We start from the raw sequence: 20,954 nt of genomic DNA on the forward strand, positions 1-20,954 counted from the left end.
GGGCGTGGGGGAACGCTTGCCATCGGCCACCATCTCGGCAAGCTTCTTTTCGAAGAGTTCGACGGCACGAACTTCTCTTGTGCATTGTCGCCGTGACCGACGTCTTGCCTGGGGCCGAGGTCGGTTGACGGTGCTCCGTCACTCACTATTGAGAGCCCCCTGATCAACGTTGAGGTGGACCACGGGCCAGCTCACCCCATCGTCAGCGATCGGCAATCGGCGCTGTGGTGGGGGAGCAAGCTTGCCTCGGTTGGGACGCCCGAGAGCTGCGGTTGTGAACGGGCTCAGGCAACGGTGAACCGCTCGCGCGACTCCGTACGTCAGACGTACACGGTTCGATCGCGTCCACCGCTGGCCCGGCGCGCACCTTTCGTAACTGATCGAAGTGATCGTTCTTCTCCGCTGGGCCCTGCCGGGCGCCTTTCGTATCTGATCGAACTGATTGGCCGGCTTCAGTCGCCTGCCTACGGTTCCCGGGACTGTATTCCCTACCGAGGAGGTTCAGATGCGAATTCATAGAAAGGCTGGCCTCGTCGCCGCCGGGCTTGCCGCGCTGGCTACCGCAGCCGGCGGCGTGTCCGCCGCCCAGGCCGCTGCCCCGGTTCCGGCGCAGGCACCTGCTGCTGCCGGCTACGTTCTCGAGGCGACATCTGCAACTGGGCCGCTGGCCACCTTCCGGCTGCGCAACCGGGCGACCGGGCGATGCCTCACTGCCGAGTGGAACGACCATGTCCACGCCGCGCCGTGCGACGGGCGGTGGAGCCAGGACTGGTTCTGGGTAGCTACCAGCCAGGGCTGGAACGCGCTCAAGAACGATCAGACCAAGCGTTGTCTGGACGGGACGCGGGCGACCGGGGCGGTGTACGCGGGCGGCTGCAACGGTGGCCAGTACCAGAACTGGTCCCGGAACAGCGGCGGTCAGATCATCCAGCATGAGTCGACCCAGCGGCTGGACAGCAACGGTGCCGGCTCGGTCTACCTCTCCCCGCCGAACAACGGTGACTACCAGCGATGGGACTGAGTAAACGCTGAAGTTGGCTGCCGGGGCGGGTGCGCGAGGTGCATGCATCCGCCCCGGCGGTTCTGCGAAGTGACCAGCCTTTCCCCTCGGGTTGAAGGTCAGCATCCCGTGGGTACGGCCGCCACCCGTGGGGGCGTGGCGGCCGGGTGCGGGTCGGTCAGTTCGGGCTGATCTGGATGTAGAGATCCGACCCGTAGCTTTCCAGCCTGCACTGGTAGTCCCACCACTCGCCGTTGCGGATTCCCTGGTTACCGCGCTGAACGCACTGGGAATACGTGTCACCGGTGTAGAAGGTGGTGTAGTAGCGCAGCGGCGACGCCGATGCGACGGGCGCCGTGACGACGCCTCCACCGACGACCACCGCAGTGGCTGCGACCGCCATGAACAGCTTCTTCACTTTCGCTCCCAATTTGCTCGACCAATAGAGGAGCTTCGATTCTCGGCGACGTTTGCGGGTTCGCGGGAAACCGCGGGATGAACGCCGCTGCAATACCGGTCGCCGTGTGATGGCGATCGAATTGTGGGCGTATTCAAGATTTGGTTTCGCGCGGTTCACCTAATGGAGGGTCTGGAGCTACCGCACTGGACAACAGAGCTCGCCGGGTGATCTCCAGTCCTCTGGTTTCCCCGACAATGCGGGTGGTCAATGAAAGTCTCTTGAGGTCGTACGAGCCGCCAACGGGAGCCGTTCCAGCCCTGCAAGCAGTCCCCGGGCTCGAACGCTGTTACCGCAATCCGGCTAATCGGTCGGCGGTGACAAGACATGCCGCTGGTTCAGCCCCTGGACCATCCCCCACGCCAGACCTTCGCCATGGAAGAACCCGCCGCAGCGCCACTGACGTGCGGCTCGCCTGCCCCGTCGCACCAACACCGCTGCACTGACCTCAGAACGGCAAAAGGCCCACCCGAGGCGGGTGGGCCTTTTGCCGTTCTCCAAACGCATAGAAGGTCTCCGCGAGCATACTTCCCGGAACGGTAGTGCTCCGGTCGGCGAATCCGGCTACGCCAGTGGTTCTGGCCGGCCTACTGGGCAGCGCCGATGTTGTTGGCGAAGTTCTGCCATTCCGTACTTGCCTGGCTCTCCATGAAGTCGCGCAACCAGCCCTGCAGATCCGAGGAAGCCTTCGGTCCGGAAACGTGAACGTTGAGGAAGGTTCGGGAAGCGCCGGAAACAACACGGAAGTTCATGACCGCGCCCGTCATGACGCCCTCGATCCCCTTGAAAGAGATCCCATTCGTTCGGGTCTGAACCACCTCCATCCGGCCGGCATGGATGCCGTAGGTCAGGGCGGCGGCGCCGGCGAGGTTCTTTGGACCGCTCACCCAGAATTTCGAGCCACAGGTGGCGTTGTTCATCGCCGTGTTCAGGTTGGTATGGGTGTAAATGACGTCCCCGTTCGGACCTACAACGGCCTGCTGGGTGCTGAAGTTGTAGAGCGGGAACACCTTGCCCAAGCTAGGACTGATGCGTTTCCAGATGTTGTCCTGCACCTTGAGGCCGTAGGGATCATTTGCCAGCAAGCGGGTCCAGCCGGCACTCGAGATGGGGATGTTCTTCTCGAACTGGTAGGTGTATCCCGATCCGCCATAGTGGTAAGAACCGCACTTGGTAGTGCCGAAGGTTGCGTCGGCGCTGGGAGTGGTCATCGCTTGTGCCGGCACCGCGCCGATCAGGACCATACCCGCGGCGAGCGCGGCAACTGCAGCCGATCTCATTGCTTTTCTCATTGCATTCTGCGTGCGCATGAACCGGAATATACCAGATTGACGGTTTCGCCGGACGGCAGTAGACGCCTTGTTGGTTGCTTGGATATGAAATTGACGGAGGTTCTTGACGGTCCGGCCTTTCGGATGGGAGAAAGGCGTCGCGCCCATTCGATGACTGGGCGTCCGAGCGGGAGTTCAGTGCCGGCCCAGCGCAAAAAATAGCCTTGTTTCAGCATGTTGAGAATTCGGCGGTAACGTCACTGCGACCTGAGCAAAAAGGTGAGCGCAAGGACGTTGTGCTCCAGGTAACCGCCGGGCCAGGCGTAACGCGATGATGGCCTCGCCGTGGCTGGGCGCAGGTCGGAGTGGCCGTGCCAACCGCGCCGATAGCGAGTGTCGTCAGCTGCCGATAAGGGCGTGCAGACTGCTGGCGGTAGCCAATCCCGCACGTAGTACATGCGGCCGCTAAGCCGCTTGAGATACCGCTGACCACCAGATCAGGTGGACCGGGACGCAAGAGCAGGTGACGCGATGAGCATCTCGTCCGGCGGCTGAGGAAGTGCCGAGGTGCCGGCGACGATGATATGCGCGCGGTCCCAGGGACGATCCGCCTGGAGGAAAGGGATCTCGGCCGCCATCCACGAATGCCAGAACTCGATCGTGGCCTGGGCATCGCCGTTGACCTCTGAGGCAATGTCGCGGGCCAGGCCCCGGCGCTCGGCCTCGGCGTAGTCGGACTGAACCCAGATGAGGCGGTCAACCAAGCCGGTGAGCTCCCGCCGCCCAGCGCCGACGCCCTCGACGATCACCAGCTTCCGGCCGGACGGTACGGCGATGACGCCCGGGCGGTCATGGACTTCCCAGGCCGGGGGCCGGTACGAGACGGCCTCGCCGCGGCGAAGCGGTTCGAGCACGCCGTCAGCGAGAAGCCCGGCCCAGTCGAACATCGGAGCTTGCCAGGCGACGTCGTCGACGTGAACGATCGCCAAGTCCGGCACGGCCTCGGCCAACCGCCGAGCCAGGGTCGACTTACCTCCACCGCTACGGCCATCAACCGCGACAATCCACGGTGCTCCGGCCGACGCCAGGTCAGCGCCGTCGAGAATCCGCGCCACCAGGTCGGCAACTCGAACGGCTCGCCATTCCGCAACCGGCGGTTCACCAGGCCCCACTCCGAACACCATGCCCACCATTCTGCTTCGCAAGGCTAAGGCGTCGGAACCAGTAGGGCACAGAGGCGAGCCGAGGGCGTTGGTGATGCGGGGAGTGGCGGCAATGTGGCCTCCGTGTAGGTCACGCAGCTCCGCGTACCTGACCGGTCTGCGCTGTACGAGTCCTGGGCTACCGCGGCACCTTCAGCACCGGAAGTCCGTTGGCGGTCGGCAGACCAGGCTAGGTTTCCGCAGCCGTCGGTACTGGGCCGAAGGTCGCGCGAGCTGTGGTACCGGACGGGGTGGGCACGAATTCGAAGCTGCCGCCCGTGCGGGTGGTCAACCGGTCGGCCAGGAGCAGACCGAGGCCGGTGGAGGGGCGGGCTGAGCTGCTCGCTCCGCCCCCGTCGTCTCGTACCGTCAGGGCCGGTGGGTCGACTTCCACCCCGACCTGGAATCCGGTACCGGCAGGGGTATGGGTGAAGACGTTGTCGAGCAGCACGTCGACCAGCGACTCCAGGTCCTCCCTCGCCAGCGGGACCAGGACCGGCACGGACGGCAGGTCGCGGGTCACCGAGCGACCGGTGTCCTCGCCGAGGACCGACCAGAAGTCGAGCCGCGACGTCGCCACCTCGACCAGGTCGGTCGCCGGATTGGCCCCTTCCCGGACTGAGCGAAGCGAGGCGTGCACCACTTCGTCGACCGCGGCCGTCAGGGTGTCCGCGACCGCGCTGAGCCGGGTCCGCTCCGCTGGGTGGGAGATCGACTCGGCCTCTACCCGCAGTGCGGTCAGCGGCGTACGCAACCGGTGCGCCAGGTCGGCCGACTCGGCCCGCTGGTCGGCGAGGAGCCGGCTGATCCGGCCGGCCAGTCCGTTCAGCTCCTGTGCCGCCCAGTGGAACTCGATCGGCCCGCTGGGTGTCACTCGGGCATCGAGATCTCCGCGGGAGAGCCGGTTCGCGCCGGCCCCGAGTGCCCGCGCCGACGCGACCAGCCGGCGGCCGAGTCGATCAGCCAGCAGGACCGACAAGACCAGCAGCGCAAAAGCGACCAGGCCGAGCCGGGTCAGCACCGAGGTGACGTCGGCCCGCAGTTCGGCGGCCGGTACGACGGACCTGATGACCACCGACTGGGTTGTCCCCCGCATCACGGTGGTGAAGGCGACCAGGCCCTCGCTCGTCCGCGTCACGAAGGCCTGACCGCGCGAGGCCAGCACGAACGCGTCGTCACGTGGCGCGGGCCGGCCATGGATCTTGTCACCAGGCAGAAAGACCGTCGTCCCGGCCGGAAGCGGTGGTAACACGTCCGGCTGAGCGGTGAGCAGCACGGCCACAGCCTGGACCCGCAGGCTCGCGGTCGCGATGGCCCGCTGCTCGGCCTCACGATCGAGCACCAGGGCGGCCGGCAGCAGGAAGCAGAGCAGGGTGATTAGGGAGGTCGTGCCCATCACCAGACCGAGCTGGGCCCTGATCCCCCGCTTCATGCCGGTGCCGCCAGCCGCACACCGACTCCGCGAACCGTATGCAGGTAGACCGGTGCCGATGCCGTCTCACCGAGCTTGCGGCGCAGCCAGGACAGATGGACGTCAACGGTCTTGTCCGCACCCCCGTACGGCTGCCGCCAGACTTCCTTCAGCAGTTCCCGCTTGGTCACCACCTCGCCGGCCCGCTCACACAGGTACTCGAGCAGATCGAACTCCCGCGGTGCGAGGTCAAGTTCGGTCGTCCTCAACCGCGCGATCCGTGCGGCCGGATCGACCGTCAGCTCACCGACGCACAGTACGGCCGACTCACGCCCCGGGAGGGTCCGCCGTAGTACCGCTCTGATCCGCGCCTGCAGGTGAGCCGAGGTGAACGGTTTCACCAGGTAGTCGTCCGCACCCAGGTCGAGCAACTGGATCACCGTCTGCTCGTCGCTCTGAGCGGTCACCACCAGGACCGGTACCGCGGTGGCTGCCCGCAGCATTCGAAGTACGTCGGCACCGGACAGGTCCGGTAGGCCGAGATCCAGCAGGACGACGTCCGGGGCGGTTCGCAGCGTCGCCTCGATACCGGTCAGCGCCGTCGGTGCACTGCTCACCGCCCAGCCGGACTGATCGAGCGCGCGCAGCATGGACCTCCGCAGAACCGGATCATCCTCGATCAGCAGTACGTGCACGATGCGACACTAAGCCCGGGACAGGGCCGACCCGACGACTCCGGCACTGTCTTCGGGACCCCTTAGCGTCGCCTTAAGCTCCGAACGGGAAGCCTGCCAGGATGAAGACCGACGAACCTCTCTGGGCCAGAATCCGTGGCCCGCTCGCTCTTGCCGGTATCGGCGCACTTGCGGTGACAGCCGCGGTCGCCGCTGTCGGACTACCGGCCCCCAGTACCGGGGCGAAACCGCTCAGCTCGGCCGAGATCCGTGCTTTGGTAACGCCTACGCCGTCTCAAAGCCCGTCGCGCGCCACCACGTCCAGGAGGGCACAGCCCAAGACCGCCGCGGTGACTCCGACTCCCGTCCGCATCCACCGCAGGCCGCTCATCAAGCCGACGCCGGTGATCACCGAGCAACCGGGTACGGGCTCGGCCAGCTATCTGTCCGGGAATTCACCGGCCGTCGTGCTGGGAAGTTGCACGAAGGACGGGCTGAGCAGGATCCACAACTGGAGCCCGGTGCCCGGCTACAAGGGCGTGCAACTGACCAAGTCACCGGCTCGGGTTTCCATCCTCCGGTTCACCGGTGCACGCGGTGACGCCCCGATGGAAGCCCGGGTCACTTGCCACGCCGGCCAACCCGTTCTGACCAGTGTCCCGACCGGCCCCGGAAGGCTACCGGCCGATCGCTCCATGTTCGGCCCCAGCATCATCGGGTAGTACGCACAGACCAGCCGGCCGCGAGCGTTGTCCTCGCGGCCGGCTGGTCTGCTCAGCGCACCCGGTAGGCGCGGATGACGGTCTGGGTCACCTTGTTTCCGGCCTCGTCGGACGCGGCGGCCCGGAGCGAGACGAATCCCGACCTGGGGTTGTTCACCACGATTTCGCCGGTGCGATGGAGCAGCTGCTTGCGCCAGGTCTTCCCGTCGTCGAACGACACCTCGACGGAGTCGAGCTTCAGCGCCCCACCGGCGGAGTCGTGCTGGCGGCGCACCTCGACCGGGATCGGGAACAGGCGACCGGCTGGGGCGAAGTTGTCCAGGCTCACTTCCGGCTTGAAGCCCACCACGATCAGCGGCAGTGTCGCGGGTGCGTCGGTCCGGCCGGACCTGAAGAGCCACTCGGCCGCGACGTTCGTCGACAACGGCCACTGCGGATCATCGCGCCGGACCGCGGCGACCAACCGGTACGTCGTCTCCTGCTCGGGCACCTCCGCCGTGAGCCGCTGGCCGGGTTCGTCGAGCCCGGCCACCAGTCGCTCACCCTCGAACAGCTTGATCGATCCGCTGCCGCCGAAGATGAAGGCGGTACCCCAACTGGCGTGCCCGTCCGCGTCCGACAGCAGGGGCGGATCCAGTGACAAGCGATCGCCCTCGCGGTAGCCCACGGGCTCCTGAACGTAGGGCCACGGCGGCGGACTCGGCATTCCCGGGCCGATCACCGACTTGTTCCAGGCCAGGACTGCCGTCTTTCCGGCCTCGAGCGGCAACGCGCGCGCCGCGTAGCCTTGATGCGGCCCTTCGATGACACTGGCGACGGCAACCGCGTCGGTCCATGTGACCCCGCCGGCCGAGTAGTACTCCGTCCGGCGCACCGGTACCCGCTCCTGAGTCGACTGCGCGCTCCCTTCCAGGTCGTACTCGCCGTGTCTCGCGAGCACCAGCCGGTCCACGTAGCCCGCTGTCGTGGTGTGGTGGTAGGAGACCTTCAGGGCAGCCAGCTCCCGATCCCGCAGCCGGTAGTCGACCGATGCGGGAACCTTGCCGAACTCGGGAATCGCGAGCTGGTACTGGTAAGGGCTGTCCTTCAGCCAGTGCAGAGTGGCCTCCGCCCCTGCCCGTGCGACCAGCCGTCGTACCTCCGGTCCATCACTCCACGCCACCGGCACGGACATCGTGCCGTAGTAGAAGCCCACCGGCTCCGTCGCATGCCACAGCACCGCGGCCGCACCCGCGGCGGCAAGGGCTTCGACCCGCTCCACGAAGCTGTCCCCCTCGTCCGCCCCCAGGGTGAACAGCGCGAGCTTTCCCCGTACCTCGGCCGCGGCGACCTCGTCGGGTGTGGCGCGCCCGACGTCCACCGTCCGGAGCCGCTGCGTCCCGGTCCGGACGGGCGAGCCCAGCACGTGCCGGATCGGTACCGCCGAGCCGTCGGCCGCCGTCAGCCGCACCTTGGTGCGATTCAGCACCGCCCGGGTGCGATACAGGAAGCCCGGCGTCCGCACCTCGGTCGGCCGGGCGAAGTGCGAGTAGCCCATCCCGACGCTCAGACCGATCGCGTCTCCGCTGGCGAACTGATGCGAGGTCGCCACCTCGCCACGCTCGATCTCCGCGCCGGCCTGGTCGACCCGCAACCTGGTCGGAACGGACGCTCGTGCGTCCAGGTTGATCGTCCGCTGCTCGGTGAGCATGATCTCGGTCTCGGCCATCGAGGTGACGGCCTTAGCAGTCCTGTTCGCCAGTGCGTCGTAGCTCACGACGTAGACCGCATAGCGTCCCTTCGGCAGCCGCAGTCGTTCACTGCCCAGGATCGGGAAGACGTACCGATCGGGGTTGTCGAGATCGACCACCATCGCCGTTCCGTCGTCGGAGCCGGCCGGAATGACGGTGCCCGCTCGGTTGGTCAGGTTCAGGGCGAGCTCGTACGACTCCGCTCCCTTCTCGAGCGCCAGCGGGACCTGGACCACGATCCCGCCCGCGCCGGTTGCGGTCAGCCGGCCACCGAACACGCCGGTGCCACCGTGATCAGGATCCGCCGTGACGGTGACCGACGACTGGCCACCGGCCGGTATCTCCACCGCCTCCGCGCTGGTGCCGAACATTCCGTCTGGCGCCGGACGCCCCTCGGCGTCCTTGACCTCGAGACTCACCGCGAGCCGAACCGCCGTGCTGCCCGGGTTCTTCAGCGTGAGCTGCCTCTGCACCGGCTCGCGATCGAGGTGCGGCCACTGGAAGAAGCCGAAGCCCAGCGACGGCTGTTCGGCGTAAACCTGCTGCTGGACGGCACGAGCCACGTCGAGCCGCCCGGCCCCCTGCTCACCGACCTTGCCGTCGATCGGTTTAGCACTTCCGACCAGTACCGCCTTCAGCCGGTCCGCCGTCCAGTCCGGGTGCTGACCGGCCAGGATCGCCGCGGCGCCGGCCACGTGCGGGGCGGCCATCGACGTGCCCGACAACCTGGCATGGTGCTCGTCCACCAGAGACTCTTCCAGCGTCCCGGCAGCCCGGGCCGCCACGATGTCCTGTCCCGGTGCGGCGATCTCCGGCTTCACCGCCGCATCACCGATCCGCGGGCCGCGGGAGGAGAAGTCGCTGATCCCGTCCTGCTTGGTCGCACTCGCCACGGCCAGCGCGGCGTCGGCACTGGCCGGACTACCGACCCGGCCCTGCTCGCCTCTGTTGCCAGCAGCAACAACAAACAAGGTTCCCGAGGCGGCGGAGATCCTGTTCAGTTCCTGCGAGATCGGATCGGTGCCGTCCGTCGCTTCACCGCCCAGGCTCAGGTTCACCACCCTCGCGCCGCTGTCCGCGGCCCACTGCATGCCGGCCAGGACCGCGTCGTACGGACAGCCGGACACCACACACACCTTGCCGATCAACAGGTCCGCGCCCTTGGCGACACCGGTGTATCTCCCGCCGGACGCGGCACCACGTCCAGCCGCGGTCGCCGCTACGTGCGTACCGTGCCCGACGGTGTCCTGAATGCCTTCGCCGGTGAAGTCCTCGCTCTCCCTGACCGCCCCGGCAAGGTCCGGATGCTGACGGTCGTAACCGGAGTCCAGCACGGCAAGCTTCACCCCAGCGCCGGTGTGCCCTGCCTGCCACGCGGCCGGCGCACCGACCTGGGCGACGCTTTGGTCAAGGACCGGCTTCAGCCGGCCGTTCAGCCAGATCTTCGTCACCCCGGCAGGCATCCTGAGGGCCGAGAGCGCGGCGAAGGTTTCACCGAGCGCGGGCTTGGGCGCGTCGACCGCGGCGATATTTGCCTTGGGCAGCGATCGGATCCGCCGCCCGAGGGCAGCCGCTGAGGCGCCGGCCGACCGCGTCCCGTTGGTCCTGACCAGCAGTGGCAGCGTCTTGGTCTGGCTGTCGTCGAGGCCTTGGTCAATCAGTCCGGTCACGTCGAACAGAGCGCGATCGAGCTGGCCACGTCGTACCAGTGGGGCCACCGACAAGGGGATGACGGTGACCCCAGCCGGGCCGGCCTGGCGCAGGAACCCTTCGCGGCCACCGATCCGCGGAGCCTTGACGATCCGGACCTGCCAGGACTTTCCCACCGGGCGGACGAAGACGCGGTCACCGGTGATCAAGGTGACCGACTTCTCCGCACCTGGCCGTTCGGTTGCTGCCGCCGCCGTGGCATCCGGTCCCCGCGTCGTCAGCGATGTCACCAGCAGTGCCGAAGCAGCGATTGCGCCGACCAGCGCCGTTCTTCCTGGTTTCGACCAGGCCATGGATCCTCAACCTCACCATCGTTTCTCGGAACGCCCGGCGGTAAGCCCGGGCAGATGGCGGCAAGACTCCGGCAGGTGCGGTTAAGGCCACGCTAACGGGACCGAAAGAGCCCGGTGTGAAATCAGTGGTTGCGGTAGTGGGCTGCGAGTAGGTCGAGGCCCAGTCGTTGCGGAGGTCTCGCCAGACCGAGTGGATGTGGTTGGCGTCCTGGGTGTTGTGGTACTCCGCGAGGAACGTCGGCCCGGCGATCGAGTAGTAGTGTCCGCCGCGGCGATCCACCTAGACGCCGCGCTCAGGGCAATCAGTGAGCAGGAGCGAGATGAGGCGCGACGTTCCGAGATCTGATGCGAACTGAGTCGCGCTGTTGGCCAAGACGTGAGTTCTACGTGAGTTGGCCAGCCTGCGAAGATGAGCTCCAGCTCATATTCACAGGTCAGAGAGCCGACGAGGGGACTCGAACCCCTAACCACCGCTTTACAAGAGCGGTGCGCTACCAATTGCGCCACGTCGGCAGTGCCAGAACATCGTAAGGGATGGGCGGGCGGGGAGAAGAACGACGTACGGCGGACGGTGGTCTGCGGTCTGGGGGCCGCCCCCCGGGCGGGTCAGCCGTGAAGCGCGGCCGGTGGCCGGTGATAAGGGGCAACGTCGTGTGGAAGCCGGACCGATCGCGCTACTTGGGACGACTGGCGAGCCGTCGCTCACCGGGTGTGCCGAGCGTCGCAACCTCGAGCGGTCGGGCTGGACTGCCTGGCCAACTCTGCCGACTGGCCGGTGGGGGCAGACGTGACCACTCGTGACCGGAGGGATGGGGTGCGACCGGCGGGGCGCTGCTAAAGCGGGAGGGCGTCGAGGGTGGTGGGGCGGGTTAGGAGGGATAGGGACCAGGTGAAGTGGCCGTCGGTGCCGGTGGGGCTGAAGCAGTTGCTGGTGGTTAGGGCGTAGGCGGCGCGGTAGAGGGCTAGGCGGGCTGGGTCGTACGCGAAGGCGTCCGCTAGGGCCTGGTCTACGCGGGCTTCGTGGATGGCGGCGTGGGGGCCGTACATGTTGTAGATGCTGGCGGTGATGGCGGCGTCGAATGCGGGGTCGCCGGTGGTGGAGAGGAAGCCGAAGTCGAGGACGGCTGTGGGGCGTAGGTCCTCGTCGACCAGGATGTTGGCGGGGATTAGGTCGCCGTGGAGCAGGGCCGATGGGGTTGGTGGGAGGTCTAGTAGGCCTTTGATGACTGCTGCGGCGAGGGCGTCCAGGTTCGGGAGGTGGGCGGCGAGGGGTGTGCGGAACTTCTCGACGCGTCGTTCGACCAGTCGTGCCAGGGAATGCGCGAACGGTACGGCTTCGGTGTCGAATGGGGGTTCGTCTTCGAGGATTGGGAGGACGCCCATGCCTGGCGACGGAGTAACCGCGGCGAGCGCGGTTAGGACCTCGCGGATCGCGGAGATGTGCTCGTCCTCGAGGACGGGTTCGCCGTTGACGGTCGCCGTTTGAAGAGGCTGGCCGGGGAGCAGGGACTCGATGGTGGCGAACTGGCCGTCGAGTTCGATGATCTCGTGGATCTGGGGCGTGCGGAGGCCGCTGAGACCTTGGTCGACGGCGTCGTAGAAGGTCTTGAGGGTTTTGAGGGCGTCGGGCGTACGGCGGTGCCAGATCTTCGCGATGAGGTCGTCGCCTAGGGCGAGGACTGTGCCTTCCATGCCGGCGCCGAGAACCTCGCGCGGGCGGTATCCGGCCGGGCGCAGCGGTTCGGTCCATCGCGTGATCGGGTCGGAGTTCACTGCGTGAGGATCTCACGACCGCTTCCAGGCAAGGGAATGCGTGGACCGTGACCGGGTATGACGGCTCGCCGGGGTAGGCGTCGCCCCGACGGAGCAGTAGGCGCTTGCAGGACGCCCGTACGTCGAGAGAGCGCGACGACGCTCGCGAGGGTAGGCGTGTCTTCGAATGGACACGTGGCGTACGTGAGACGTCGTACAACCCTTTGTGGGTAGGGGTTTCGTGTCTGCGGGCGGGAGTGTGGCCCTTGCAGCGCGGGGCGTAAAGGTCTGGGGACCCCATGAGTGATGTGGAGTGTGGACGTGCACGTGCGTGATTACCCTGGATTTTTCCCGGGCTGATGCGGAATTCCGGGAGCTTTGCTATCAATCGGGTGGTAGCGGTCGGTAGTCCGCCGATCGCTTTCCGCCACGATTCGGAGTGAGGCTCCCCATGTCCCGTCGCAAGCTCTTGCCGACTCTCACCGGACTCGCCGCGATGCTGGTGTTCCCGGCATTCGCCGCACCCACGGCGTCCGCCGCGCCGATTCCGGCTCCCGAGCCGGCCAGTGTGGTCTCGACCTATGCCGGTTCGCCGCAGGAAGCGGCCAACAACAAGGCGTTCTACCAGGCGGTGATGAAGTCCGCGCTCGCCAAGCAGGCCAAGAGCGGTAACAAGCTCGCGGCGGTAACCGTCCGGTACCGGGTCAACGCGCCCACCTTCGCGACCCAGATCGCGCGGTCGACCCAGATCTGGAACTCGTCGGTGACGAACGTGCAGTTGGTCCAGACCACTGGCGCCTACGACTTCTATTACACCGAGGGGAACGACCCGCGCGGTTCGTACGCGTCCACCAACGGCCATGGTCGTGGCTACATCTTCCTCGACTACCGACAGGCGCAGATCTACAACTCGACCCGGATCACGTCCCACGAGACCGGTCACGTGCTCGGTCTGCCGGACCACTACTCAGGTCCGTGCAGCGAGCTGATGTCCGGCGGTGGACCTGGCCCGTCCTGCACTAACGCGTACCCGAACTCGACCGAGCGGTCGCGGGTGAACCGCCTGTGGGCCAACGGCTTCGCGGAGATGGCGGGTACGACGTTCCGCACCATCCGCTGACCGTTCTCGGCCGGCTCGCTGGTTCGAACTGTCGCTCGCTCGTCGTCGCGACTCCGCCCCTCGCGACGAATGGGTGGTCGACGGCTGATCCAGCAATCAGAGAGCAGTGCTCACGCTTATGAGCAGTGATCCGAGAGCAGTGCTCACGTCGTTGAGCAGCGATCTCGCGGTCCGGAGCCCCGCCCGGCTCCGGACCGCGTTGTCGTTCGATCCGCGATGTCCCGAACGGCGAATCACGGCTCGGGGCGCCGGCGTGCAGCGAGTTGTCGGATGGTCGGGGCCGGTCGCGGGACAGGGATGGGGGCAGTGCGTGTCGAGGCGCTCGGCTCAGTCTGGATTGGTCGCGGCGGCTAGACGCGCTTGGCTTGAGCTGGATTGGCTGTGGCGGCTAGACGCGCTTGGCTTGAGCTGGATTGGCCGTGGCGGGCAGATGTGCAGCTGCCAACGCGTGGGCGACGCGGCGAGATGCGACCTGGTCGTCTGGAAGATGACGATCGCACTTGTCGTCGTTGCGATGACGGATCTATACTGTCGGTGGTCAAATCCTTCGAGCGTTGGAGGTAGACGATGATCCGTACCGACCCCTTCCAGGTTCTTGATCGGCTGGTGCGGCTGTCCGGTGGGGCGCAGGCTTCGATGCCGATGGACTCATACCGTTCGGGTGACGAGTTTGTGGTCGCCCTGGACCTGCCCGGTGTGGACCCTGGCCAGATCGACCTCGATGTCGAGCGGCACGTGCTGACCGTGAAGGCGGAACGGCGCCCGCTTGGCGATGACGTTCAGCCGGTGATCTCGGAACGGCCGACGGGTGTGTTCTCGCGGCGATTGTTCCTGGGCGAGGGCCTTGATACCGAGCGGATCGAGGCCGAGTACGCCGAGGGTGTGCTGGTACTGCGCATCCCGGTCGCGGACCAGGCCAAGCCGCGCAAGATCGAGGTCACCACCGCTGATCAGAAGCAGCTCAGCACCTAACCTCACGCGCGGGCCCAGGGATCCGTCTGGGAAACGCTGGATGACAAAGGTCCGCTGAAGAAGCAGCCGTGTGCGGTTCGTGGCGTGGGGTCCCCGATCCCCGCGGCGCGGACCGGACCGGCCTGAACCGACCCGTTGCCGTCGGCCGGCGTAACGGCCCTACCTCCGATCGAGGTGTACGCCGCAGCCCGGCCGATTCACCCGGCCGACGGCACGGGCCTTTCCGGCGACTCCAGTAGCACCGCGAGGCCACCGCGCCGTCGTACGGAGCCACGCCTTGCCGCGACGATCGACGTACGGCGATGGCCTTTGGCCGCAATGGCTGACGTGCGACGTACGACGTGAGGCGGCTCCGCGATGACTGCCGTACGACGCGGGCGGCTCCGCGCTGAGCGTCGTACGACGGGAGGGCGCGGTGGGATGGCGATGCGGCGTGGGAGTGGACGCGATGGCTGTCGTGCGGGGGCGATTCTCCCGGTAGGGAAGGCGGTCTGCGTATCACGAGGTAGAGCGGCGAGGGGGTGATGGGGGCGGTTTGGTGGTGGGCACGGGGTGGTTGGTGGTTGTCGAATTCGAGGAGATGGTGATGGGGTCGTACCCGGACGCGATGCTCGATTCCAGCAGTGTGGTCGCGTCGGCGGATAGCTATGCCGAGGCGCAGGAGACGGTCGACTATCTGTGGACTTGTGGTCTGCGGGGTGGGCTTCAGGTTCTTGGGGCCGGCTTGCGGATGGTGGATAGACCTGGCCGGGAATCGCAGTTGCGGGTGGCCGGCGCTGCGGCGGGGCAAGGTGCGGGGATTGGGTTCATAGCTGCCGTCTTGGTGGCGTTTTTTGCGCAGACCAGCACGCCGGGCGTGATCTTGGTGTTGTGGGGCGTCTTCTACGGCGGGTTGTTCGGCGGGCTTCGCGGACTGTTCCAGGGGCTGGTTCGGTCGCGGCCTGGACAGGTTTCGCCGCAGGTCGTGGCGACTCGCTACGAGGTGTACTGCGCTGCCCGCGACGCCTCCGTAGCGCGGCAGTTGCTGGCCCAGCGCGCGGAGTCCACGGAGGGCGAACCGACCACGGTCGAGGTGACCCAAGCCGATGAGCGCGAGGCGTACAACGATGCCGAGCGCCGCGCGAAGTCCGAAACCGCCAACCGGCGCATCAGCGACGCCGCCTGATTCGCAGCTCCCGTGCGGTGCGACGACGGACCGCGTTGTCATGCGACCGGCCAGCGCGACCTAGGGCGATAGAACCGCGCGGGCATTCGTGCCGGGCAGTCGGGTTGGTTGGCGTACAGACGTGGGCGACGATTGCGCGTAACGTCGGGGATGCTGCGGTTGTCGCTTCGCGATGTCGACCTTGCCGTGATGGCGTGGGTCTGGGTTCGGACACGAGCCCACTCAGTGCCCCCGATCAGAGGGCTGATCCGCACCACCTTTCAGTGTGACCCGCGAGCATTCAGGTGATCCGGGAGGGCCTTGCTGGGTGGTGCCGGAATCCAAAGGCCCGTGCCATGGTCGATGACCAGCATTGCGACGACCCGTTCATCCACTCAGCCGACGAGTTTCCGGACTGGCGGCAGTGGTGGACCGCGCATCACGATGATCCCGCGTTCCGCCAAGAGCTCGAACTGCTGATGTCTCGCCGGGCCGCGATGGTGCGGGACTTGGCGGTGACAGCCCAGGCCACTGGCGTCCTGATGGAGCGGAACCACCTCGATGTCCCAGGGGCAAGGGGGGCGCTGCGCGCGCTCGCCACGTTCCACGGTCGCACCGTGTGGGAAATGTCCCGCTTGGTAGTCCGGGACGCGGCACATCAGGACGACTGAACCGGCCGGGCAACCAAGTCGCGGCGAGAAGACGCCGTGCGGCGGAAAGAGGCGGGGTGGAAGTAGGAGGCGAAAAGGGCTGTTGCTAGTAGGAGTTCGGTTAGGTCGCCGCCGTAGTACATCAGCTGGGCCGCTTGCTGGATCGCCGTCGGGCTCTCGCCCATCGGGAGAGTGGACGCGTGGGCGTAGATGTACTTGGCGAGGATCGAATGGGCCGCGCCGGCCAGGATCAGGACGGCCACCCGGATAGGGATTCGCGGGCGGCGTGGGGCGGGGTCGGGGCCGGCGATTGACCATACGAAGAGGTAGCCCGCTGCCAGGTAGTGGAAGTGAACCGCCTGATGGACTAGCGGATTGCGCTCGGCCACGCCGTACAGGGGAGTGAGCAAGAGCAGTGCCAGCCCGCCGACGCTGAGCACTGCTGCCACGATCGGATGGCCCAGGACGTGGAGCGGCCGTGAACGCAGGAGGCGCGCTAGTGTCCTGAGTCGGGACACTAGGTGCCGTCGGACCGCCGGACCGGATGAGCGCAGCAAAAGAGTCACCGGCGCTGCGAGCACGAGGCCGAGTGGGGCCACCATGCCGAGCAGTAGGTGCTGCGCCATGTGGCCGATCGGGCCCGGCCGTACAGCGACCACCGGTGCGAGAGCAACCACTAGGCAGCCGGATAGCCAGGCCGTCGTACGCCAGGAACTCCACCCGCGTAGTGCGCGTCGGCTAAGCCAGGCGTAGCCAGTAGCCGCTACGGCCACGATTAGGAGCACAAGCAGGTACGACGCTCCGAGGCCCGTCGCGCGCTCGGCGGCGTGGCTGCCGTCGTGAAGCGTCATCGCGCGCGGAGCAACAGGAGCACCCCGGTGACGAGTAGCGCGGCTCCGGCGAGGTTCCAGGTCCAGTCGTACCAGGCGAGGTTGTTGACGCCGTAGCGGATCTGGTGGAGTCGCAGCAGCTTGTGATCCACCAGTCCGTCGAACAGCTGGAAGCCGCCTGCGCCGATCAGGAGTCCTGCCCAGCCCTGGAGACGTCCGAACGCTCCGCGGCGGCGCAGGTCGGACAGCCAGAAGAAGCCAGCTACGAGCCCGACGAGCTCAGCAGTGTGCAGCAGGCCGTCCGATAGCAGGCCGATCGCCGGTGTCGACCGATCGTAGAAGTGGTGCCAGCCGAGTAGCTGGTGGAAGACGACCTCGTCGATCGCCGCCATCAGTGCTACGCCGATCAGACCGGAGGCGAGCAGCGAGGCCCGCCGGTCGATCTCATCGCGACGGGCGGTCGCCATCGAACCCCGATCTGGGAAGGCGGTCAGTTCCCGGCTGCGGCCAGCTCCGCGGGGAGAACGCGCAGGCGGTTCTCGAGCTGCCGGACCAATGCCGGGTCGCACCCGGTGTCACAACCCTGCAGTACCTCCAGCAAGGCACGGCCAACCTCTTCCACGGGTACGTCGTACTGGCCGGACCACTCGGTAAGGAGGGCCATGGCCGCCCGGGTGGTGACGTCGAACCATTCGGTCAGAACGCCGGCCGCCTGAGCCAGGTCGACAGTGCGGGGGGAAAGGATTGAAAACATCGGTGATTGCGCTCTTTCGTACAGTCGGTCGCGGTGGGCGCGGCCGAGGGTCGGTCCCCGGTACCCACCGTTCCGGATCCCATGCATCACGTGTCCGCGATCGCCGGGCGAGGCCGGACCGGCCCCGGTGGACGTCTCACCGAGGCCAGCCGCGCTGGCACCCCGCTGGTCGCGCTACTTTTCCGAACGTCCCCAGACCTGACTTCATGCCGGCGGTTTCCACTCTGCACCGTGGACCCGGCCGGTAGAAGAGACCAGCGTCACGGATGCGGCGAGGTCAGCTGGGTACTGCAGAGCCTCAAGGGATGAAGGAGAGGTTCGCATGACCGAGAACAGTGGCCAGAGCGACCGCGAGGACATCGTCGCGCTGCTCGAGCGGCAGCATCAGGAGATCCGCGAGCTCTTCGCAGAGGTAGAAACGGCGGAGGGCGATCGCAAGCGGGACGCCTTCCGCGAACTCGTCCGGCTGCTCGCGATCCACGAGACAGCCGAGGAGGAAGTGGTCCACCCGGCGGTGCGCTCGGCGGAGGGCGGTGACGCGGTGGTCGACGAACGGCTCGACGAGGAACACCGGGCCAAGGAACTGCTCTCCACCATGACCGACGTGGGTACGGAGGGCGAGGGCTTCGACGCGTTACTGCGGCAGCTGCGTACCGACGTGCTGGCCCACGCGGAGAACGAGGAGCGCGAGGAGTTCCCGAAGCTCCGGGCGCACTACGACGACCAGCAGCTCCGGGGTATGGCGGTCGCGGCCCGCGCGGCCGAGGCGATGGCACCGACGCGGCCGCATCCCGGCGTCGAGTCCGCGAAGGCCAATCTGCTGCTCGGCCCACCCGTGGCGATCATGGACCGCGCCCGCGACGCCATCCGCACCGCCCTCGGCAACTGACCACTTCCTGGCGGAACCCCAGACGGACCGCTAAGCGCGTCCGCGCGGTGAGAGGTGGCGGTCCAGGACGGTAAGAGCTGCGCCTAGTACGACGACCGCGGCCGCCGCCGCGGGTAGGCCGCGGGCGCCGAGCAGAGTGAGTGATCCGGCGGCGGCTGCTCCGGCCGAGGCGGCGGCGACCTTGACCGAGGCCATCGTGACGAAGACCTGCGCACGGGCGGTCGGAGGCGCGTACTGCGAGCGGGCGGCGAACGTTGCCGTCACGAATGGCGCGTTCGACATCCCGTTCAAGACGAACAATGCCAACGCCACGGTGTACGTCGGAGCAACAGCGCACAACGCGGTGGTGAAGCCGACGAGCGCGACGTACCAGGTGGTCAGAATTTCCGGCTCACCCCGCACGGGAAATGCCGTCACAATAAGTGAGCCGATCAAATTTCCGACGCCGAACATCGCCATCAAGGTGGCGCCACCATCGGGGCGGCCGGTCAGTTCGGTCGACAGCAGTACGGCGATGATCGTCGTACCACCGGCGCTGAAGGCGGTCATCATGGTCGCGTAGTTCACCCGGCGCAGCGGCCCATGGCGCAGTAGCAACAGCAACACGCTGCGGACCGTCGCGGCCTCGGCGGAAGCCTCCCCGTCGACCGTCTCCCGCGGCAGCGTGAGGGTGACGACCGCCGCCAGGAAGGCCGAGAGACCAAGCAGTAGCAGTGCCGTCACCGGATTCGTGATCGCGCTCAGCGCGGCAACGCCGGCCGGTCCAGCGGTACCGGCGACGCCGTAGCTGACCGAGTCCCAGCCCTCGCCGCGGCGTCGCGCGCGAAGTTCCGGCCCGCAAATTCCCGCCACCCGGCTACTCAGGCCGCCTGTCAGCAATGGCCCGCAGGCGCCGGCGAGCACGGTCGCCGCCAGCACCACCGGAAGCGGGGCGCGACCGAGCAGCAAGGTCGCACCGGCAAGCGCCAGGCCGAACAGGACGAAGGCGGCGGCCAGGTAGTACCGGCTGTCGCGGGCCTGATCCAGCCTTCGCGCCAGCCACGGTCCGAGCAGGTGAGGTGCCGTTAGGCCGGCTGCCAGCAGACCGCCCACTGCTTCGGGATGGGTGAGCGCCGGCTCGTTCACGGCCAGCAGGACCAGCCCGACCGCCGCGCCGGCGTCCGCCCCGCGCGCGAGACTCGCGGCGGCAAAATATCGGGCGAGCGGCCCGATCCGTCCGTAGTTCATCCTTACCCGTTCTGGTCGAGGCGACCCGCGGAAACAGTGTTTCAGTGTTGCCGAAACGTCGTTTCAGTCGATTCAGAAATGTCCGGTGATGCGCATAGATAATTTTGTGCCGCTGGGGTAGAAAGAAATTCTACAAAAGCTGGGGATTCAGGTTTAGGAATTTCCATAGGGTGAACAGTGCGGCTCAGCAGTGCATCTGGGGCCTGGTCGTGGTGTGATGGTCTCGGCACTCCAGCGGCGTGGGTGTCTTGCTAACGCCACGTTTGGAGTGCCCTTGTCTGTGTCCGAGCTTGCCGAGCCCATAGCGGCTGAGCCTGAAGATGCCGGGCCCATACCGCCTGCTGACTCCGTAGCGGCCGCTGAGTCCATAGCTGAGCCGATAGCGGCGCATACTTTCGCGGAGCTGGCGGTGGAGCTGCATGGTGCCGACGGCATTGAAGAGACCGTTGACGCGGTCCTGCAGTTCGCGCTCCGGGCGGTGAACTGCACCCATGCCGGCCTGGCGCTGGCGGTCCGTGGGCGTCGCGCGGAGGTCGGGGCGGTGACCGACCCGGTGGTCGAGAAGCTGCATCAGTTCCAGATCGACGCCGCCGACGGTCCGTTGCTCGCGTCGCTGACCGCCCAGGTGCCGATCCACATCCCGAACGCCCCGGCCGAGACCCGCTGGCCGAACTGGGCCGCGGCCGCCGGCGCGCTCGGCATCGGCAGCGTGCTCGACGTACCGCTGGCCGTCAGTGTCCAGCTGGTCGGCGTACTCAGCCTGTACAGCACCGAACCCAACGCGTTCAGTGCCGATGACGAAGCGGTCGCGCACATCTTGGCCCGGCACGCGTCCGTGGCGGTCGCTGCCGCCCGCAAGCAGGAGTCGCTGACGCAGGCCGTGGACGCCCGCAAGCTGGTCGGCCAGGCGATGGGCATCCTGATGATGAAGTACGACGTCGACGACGATCGGGCCTTCGCGATTCTCAAGCGGTACTCCCAAGACACCAATACCAAGCTCCGCGACGTCGCTCAGCAGGTCGTGGACGCTCGCAGCCTGCCTGCCATCACCTGATCCGGCGAGTAACCCAGCGAACGCTGATTGCGACTGCCCGCCCAAGGGCACCTGTTGCGGCTAGGACGCCAGGCACTCGAGGGCCTGTGTCG

Annotated in this window: 19 protein-coding genes, 1 tRNA gene and 1 pseudogene; 8 read left to right on the forward strand and 13 right to left on the reverse strand. The window is 67.1% G+C overall.

Translation table 11 applies throughout. The features are described from left to right. Positions 1–505: 505 nt before the first annotated feature. The gene (locus tag ACFFGN_RS06230) at positions 506–1,021 is read left to right on the forward strand and encodes an RICIN domain-containing protein (protein ID WP_380044351.1); all 516 of its coding nucleotides are present in this window, start codon (positions 506–508) and stop codon (positions 1,019–1,021) included. Positions 1,022–1,178: 157 nt separating this feature from the next. Here the strand turns inward: ACFFGN_RS06230 and ACFFGN_RS06235 are convergent, their stop codons facing one another. From ACFFGN_RS06235 to ACFFGN_RS06255, 5 genes are all read right to left on the reverse strand, one after another. Beyond that, positions 1,179–1,418 (reverse strand): hypothetical protein, encoded by a 240-nt coding sequence (locus ACFFGN_RS06235; protein ID WP_380044352.1) that lies wholly within the window; start codon positions 1,416–1,418, stop codon positions 1,179–1,181. 626 nt (positions 1,419–2,044) lie between these two features. Then, positions 2,045–2,767, reverse strand: a complete 723-nt coding sequence (locus ACFFGN_RS06240; RefSeq protein WP_380044353.1) for a hypothetical protein — start codon at positions 2,765–2,767, stop codon at positions 2,045–2,047. Positions 2,768–3,225: 458 nt separating this feature from the next. Further along, positions 3,226–3,912, reverse strand: coding sequence for a uridine kinase family protein (locus ACFFGN_RS06245; RefSeq protein ID WP_380044354.1), 687 nt, complete (start codon positions 3,910–3,912; stop codon positions 3,226–3,228). 208 nt (positions 3,913–4,120) lie between these two features. Continuing rightward, positions 4,121–5,362, reverse strand: a complete 1,242-nt coding sequence (locus ACFFGN_RS06250) for a HAMP domain-containing sensor histidine kinase (RefSeq protein ID WP_380044355.1) — start codon at positions 5,360–5,362, stop codon at positions 4,121–4,123. Continuing rightward, positions 5,359–6,036, reverse strand: coding sequence for a response regulator transcription factor (locus ACFFGN_RS06255; RefSeq protein ID WP_380044356.1), 678 nt, complete (start codon positions 6,034–6,036; stop codon positions 5,359–5,361). The genes ACFFGN_RS06250 and ACFFGN_RS06255 overlap by 4 nt, the downstream gene beginning before the upstream one ends. Positions 6,037–6,137: 101 nt before the next feature. Here ACFFGN_RS06255 and ACFFGN_RS06260 point away from each other — a divergent pair, with 101 nt between their 5' ends. Further along, positions 6,138–6,737: a hypothetical protein gene (locus tag ACFFGN_RS06260; protein WP_380044357.1), complete on the forward strand. Its 600-nt coding sequence runs from the start codon at positions 6,138–6,140 to the stop codon at positions 6,735–6,737. A 52-nt stretch (positions 6,738–6,789) separates the two neighbouring features. Here ACFFGN_RS06260 and ACFFGN_RS06265 read toward each other — a convergent pair whose 3' ends face one another. The 4 genes and pseudogenes from ACFFGN_RS06265 to ACFFGN_RS06280 form a co-directional block, all read right to left on the reverse strand. Continuing rightward, a complete protein-coding gene (locus ACFFGN_RS06265; RefSeq protein ID WP_380044358.1) occupies positions 6,790–10,470 on the reverse strand; it encodes a S8 family serine peptidase in 3,681 nt (1,226 codons plus the stop codon). A 208-nt stretch (positions 10,471–10,678) separates the two neighbouring features. After that, positions 10,679–10,750, reverse strand: a pseudogene (locus tag ACFFGN_RS06270) (hypothetical protein); the annotation flags it as partial. A gap of 160 nt (positions 10,751–10,910) precedes the next feature. Then, positions 10,911–10,983 (reverse strand) — tRNA-Thr (locus ACFFGN_RS06275). Between the two features lie 321 nt (positions 10,984–11,304). Further along, positions 11,305–12,243 carry a phosphotransferase family protein gene (locus ACFFGN_RS06280; protein ID WP_380044359.1) on the reverse strand — a complete coding sequence of 313 codons (939 nt, stop codon included), beginning with the start codon at positions 12,241–12,243 and terminating at the stop codon, positions 11,305–11,307. Positions 12,244–12,673: 430 nt separating this feature from the next. Here ACFFGN_RS06280 and snpA point away from each other — a divergent pair, with 430 nt between their 5' ends. From snpA to ACFFGN_RS06300, 4 genes are all read left to right on the forward strand, one after another. Beyond that, entirely contained in the window at positions 12,674–13,342 is a 669-nt protein-coding gene (gene snpA / locus ACFFGN_RS06285; protein WP_380044360.1) for a snapalysin, read from the forward strand. 567 nt (positions 13,343–13,909) lie between these two features. After that, the gene (locus ACFFGN_RS06290) at positions 13,910–14,314 is read left to right on the forward strand and encodes an Hsp20/alpha crystallin family protein (protein ID WP_380044361.1); all 405 of its coding nucleotides are present in this window, start codon (positions 13,910–13,912) and stop codon (positions 14,312–14,314) included. Between the two features lie 559 nt (positions 14,315–14,873). Then, complete coding sequence (locus ACFFGN_RS06295; protein WP_380044362.1) at positions 14,874–15,479, forward strand: hypothetical protein; 606 nt, start codon at positions 14,874–14,876, stop codon at positions 15,477–15,479. A gap of 335 nt (positions 15,480–15,814) precedes the next feature. Continuing rightward, positions 15,815–16,129 (forward strand): ANTAR domain-containing protein, encoded by a 315-nt coding sequence (locus ACFFGN_RS06300; RefSeq protein ID WP_380044363.1) that lies wholly within the window; start codon positions 15,815–15,817, stop codon positions 16,127–16,129. Here ACFFGN_RS06300 and ACFFGN_RS06305 read toward each other — a convergent pair. The 3 genes from ACFFGN_RS06305 to ACFFGN_RS06315 are packed head-to-tail and all read right to left on the reverse strand — an operon-like array spanning position 16,117 to position 17,692. Next, positions 16,117–16,959 carry a cytochrome c oxidase assembly protein gene (locus ACFFGN_RS06305; protein ID WP_380044364.1) on the reverse strand — a complete coding sequence of 281 codons (843 nt, stop codon included), beginning with the start codon at positions 16,957–16,959 and terminating at the stop codon, positions 16,117–16,119. The genes ACFFGN_RS06300 and ACFFGN_RS06305 overlap by 13 nt on opposite strands. Continuing rightward, complete coding sequence (locus ACFFGN_RS06310; RefSeq protein WP_380044365.1) at positions 16,956–17,405, reverse strand: DUF2243 domain-containing protein; 450 nt, start codon at positions 17,403–17,405, stop codon at positions 16,956–16,958. The genes ACFFGN_RS06305 and ACFFGN_RS06310 overlap by 4 nt, the downstream gene beginning before the upstream one ends. Positions 17,406–17,428: 23 nt before the next feature. Next, entirely contained in the window at positions 17,429–17,692 is a 264-nt protein-coding gene (locus tag ACFFGN_RS06315; protein WP_380044366.1) for a hypothetical protein, read from the reverse strand. Between the two features lie 322 nt (positions 17,693–18,014). Here ACFFGN_RS06315 and ACFFGN_RS06320 point away from each other — a divergent pair, with 322 nt between their 5' ends. Beyond that, the gene (locus ACFFGN_RS06320) at positions 18,015–18,581 is read left to right on the forward strand and encodes a hemerythrin domain-containing protein (RefSeq protein ID WP_380044367.1); all 567 of its coding nucleotides are present in this window, start codon (positions 18,015–18,017) and stop codon (positions 18,579–18,581) included. A gap of 30 nt (positions 18,582–18,611) precedes the next feature. Here the strand turns inward: ACFFGN_RS06320 and ACFFGN_RS06325 are convergent, their stop codons facing one another. Continuing rightward, a complete protein-coding gene (locus ACFFGN_RS06325; RefSeq protein WP_380044368.1) occupies positions 18,612–19,808 on the reverse strand; it encodes an MFS transporter in 1,197 nt (398 codons plus the stop codon). Between the two features lie 409 nt (positions 19,809–20,217). Here ACFFGN_RS06325 and ACFFGN_RS06330 point away from each other — a divergent pair, with 409 nt between their 5' ends. Then, positions 20,218–20,862, forward strand: a complete 645-nt coding sequence (locus ACFFGN_RS06330) for a GAF and ANTAR domain-containing protein (RefSeq protein ID WP_380044369.1) — start codon at positions 20,218–20,220, stop codon at positions 20,860–20,862. The last annotated feature ends 92 nt before the right edge of the window (positions 20,863–20,954 follow it).

Origin of the sequence: Kribbella deserti, from assembly GCF_042434725.1 — a bacterium.
GTDB classification, from domain to species: domain Bacteria; phylum Actinomycetota; class Actinomycetes; order Propionibacteriales; family Kribbellaceae; genus Kribbella; species Kribbella deserti.

Coding starts and splice junctions, on each gene's coding strand:
- ACFFGN_RS06230 (WP_380044351.1), top strand. CDS start 506: ATGCGAATTCATAGAAAGGCTGGCCTCGTCGCCGCCGGGCTTGCCGCG.
- ACFFGN_RS06240 (WP_380044353.1), bottom strand. CDS start 2,767: ATGCGCACGCAGAATGCAATGAGAAAAGCAATGAGATCGGCTGCAGTT.
- ACFFGN_RS06245 (WP_380044354.1), bottom strand. CDS start 3,912: ATGGTGTTCGGAGTGGGGCCTGGTGAACCGCCGGTTGCGGAATGGCGA.
- ACFFGN_RS06250 (WP_380044355.1), bottom strand. CDS start 5,362: ATGAAGCGGGGGATCAGGGCCCAGCTCGGTCTGGTGATGGGCACGACC.
- ACFFGN_RS06260 (WP_380044357.1), top strand. CDS start 6,138: ATGAAGACCGACGAACCTCTCTGGGCCAGAATCCGTGGCCCGCTCGCT.
- ACFFGN_RS06265 (WP_380044358.1), bottom strand. CDS start 10,470: ATGGCCTGGTCGAAACCAGGAAGAACGGCGCTGGTCGGCGCAATCGCT.
- snpA (WP_380044360.1), top strand. CDS start 12,674: ATGTCCCGTCGCAAGCTCTTGCCGACTCTCACCGGACTCGCCGCGATG.
- ACFFGN_RS06290 (WP_380044361.1), top strand. CDS start 13,910: ATGATCCGTACCGACCCCTTCCAGGTTCTTGATCGGCTGGTGCGGCTG.
- ACFFGN_RS06300 (WP_380044363.1), top strand. CDS start 15,815: ATGGTCGATGACCAGCATTGCGACGACCCGTTCATCCACTCAGCCGAC.
- ACFFGN_RS06305 (WP_380044364.1), bottom strand. CDS start 16,959: ATGACGCTTCACGACGGCAGCCACGCCGCCGAGCGCGCGACGGGCCTC.
- ACFFGN_RS06310 (WP_380044365.1), bottom strand. CDS start 17,405: ATGGCGACCGCCCGTCGCGATGAGATCGACCGGCGGGCCTCGCTGCTC.
- ACFFGN_RS06315 (WP_380044366.1), bottom strand. CDS start 17,692: ATGTTTTCAATCCTTTCCCCCCGCACTGTCGACCTGGCTCAGGCGGCC.
- ACFFGN_RS06320 (WP_380044367.1), top strand. CDS start 18,015: ATGACCGAGAACAGTGGCCAGAGCGACCGCGAGGACATCGTCGCGCTG.
- ACFFGN_RS06325 (WP_380044368.1), bottom strand. CDS start 19,808: ATGAACTACGGACGGATCGGGCCGCTCGCCCGATATTTTGCCGCCGCG.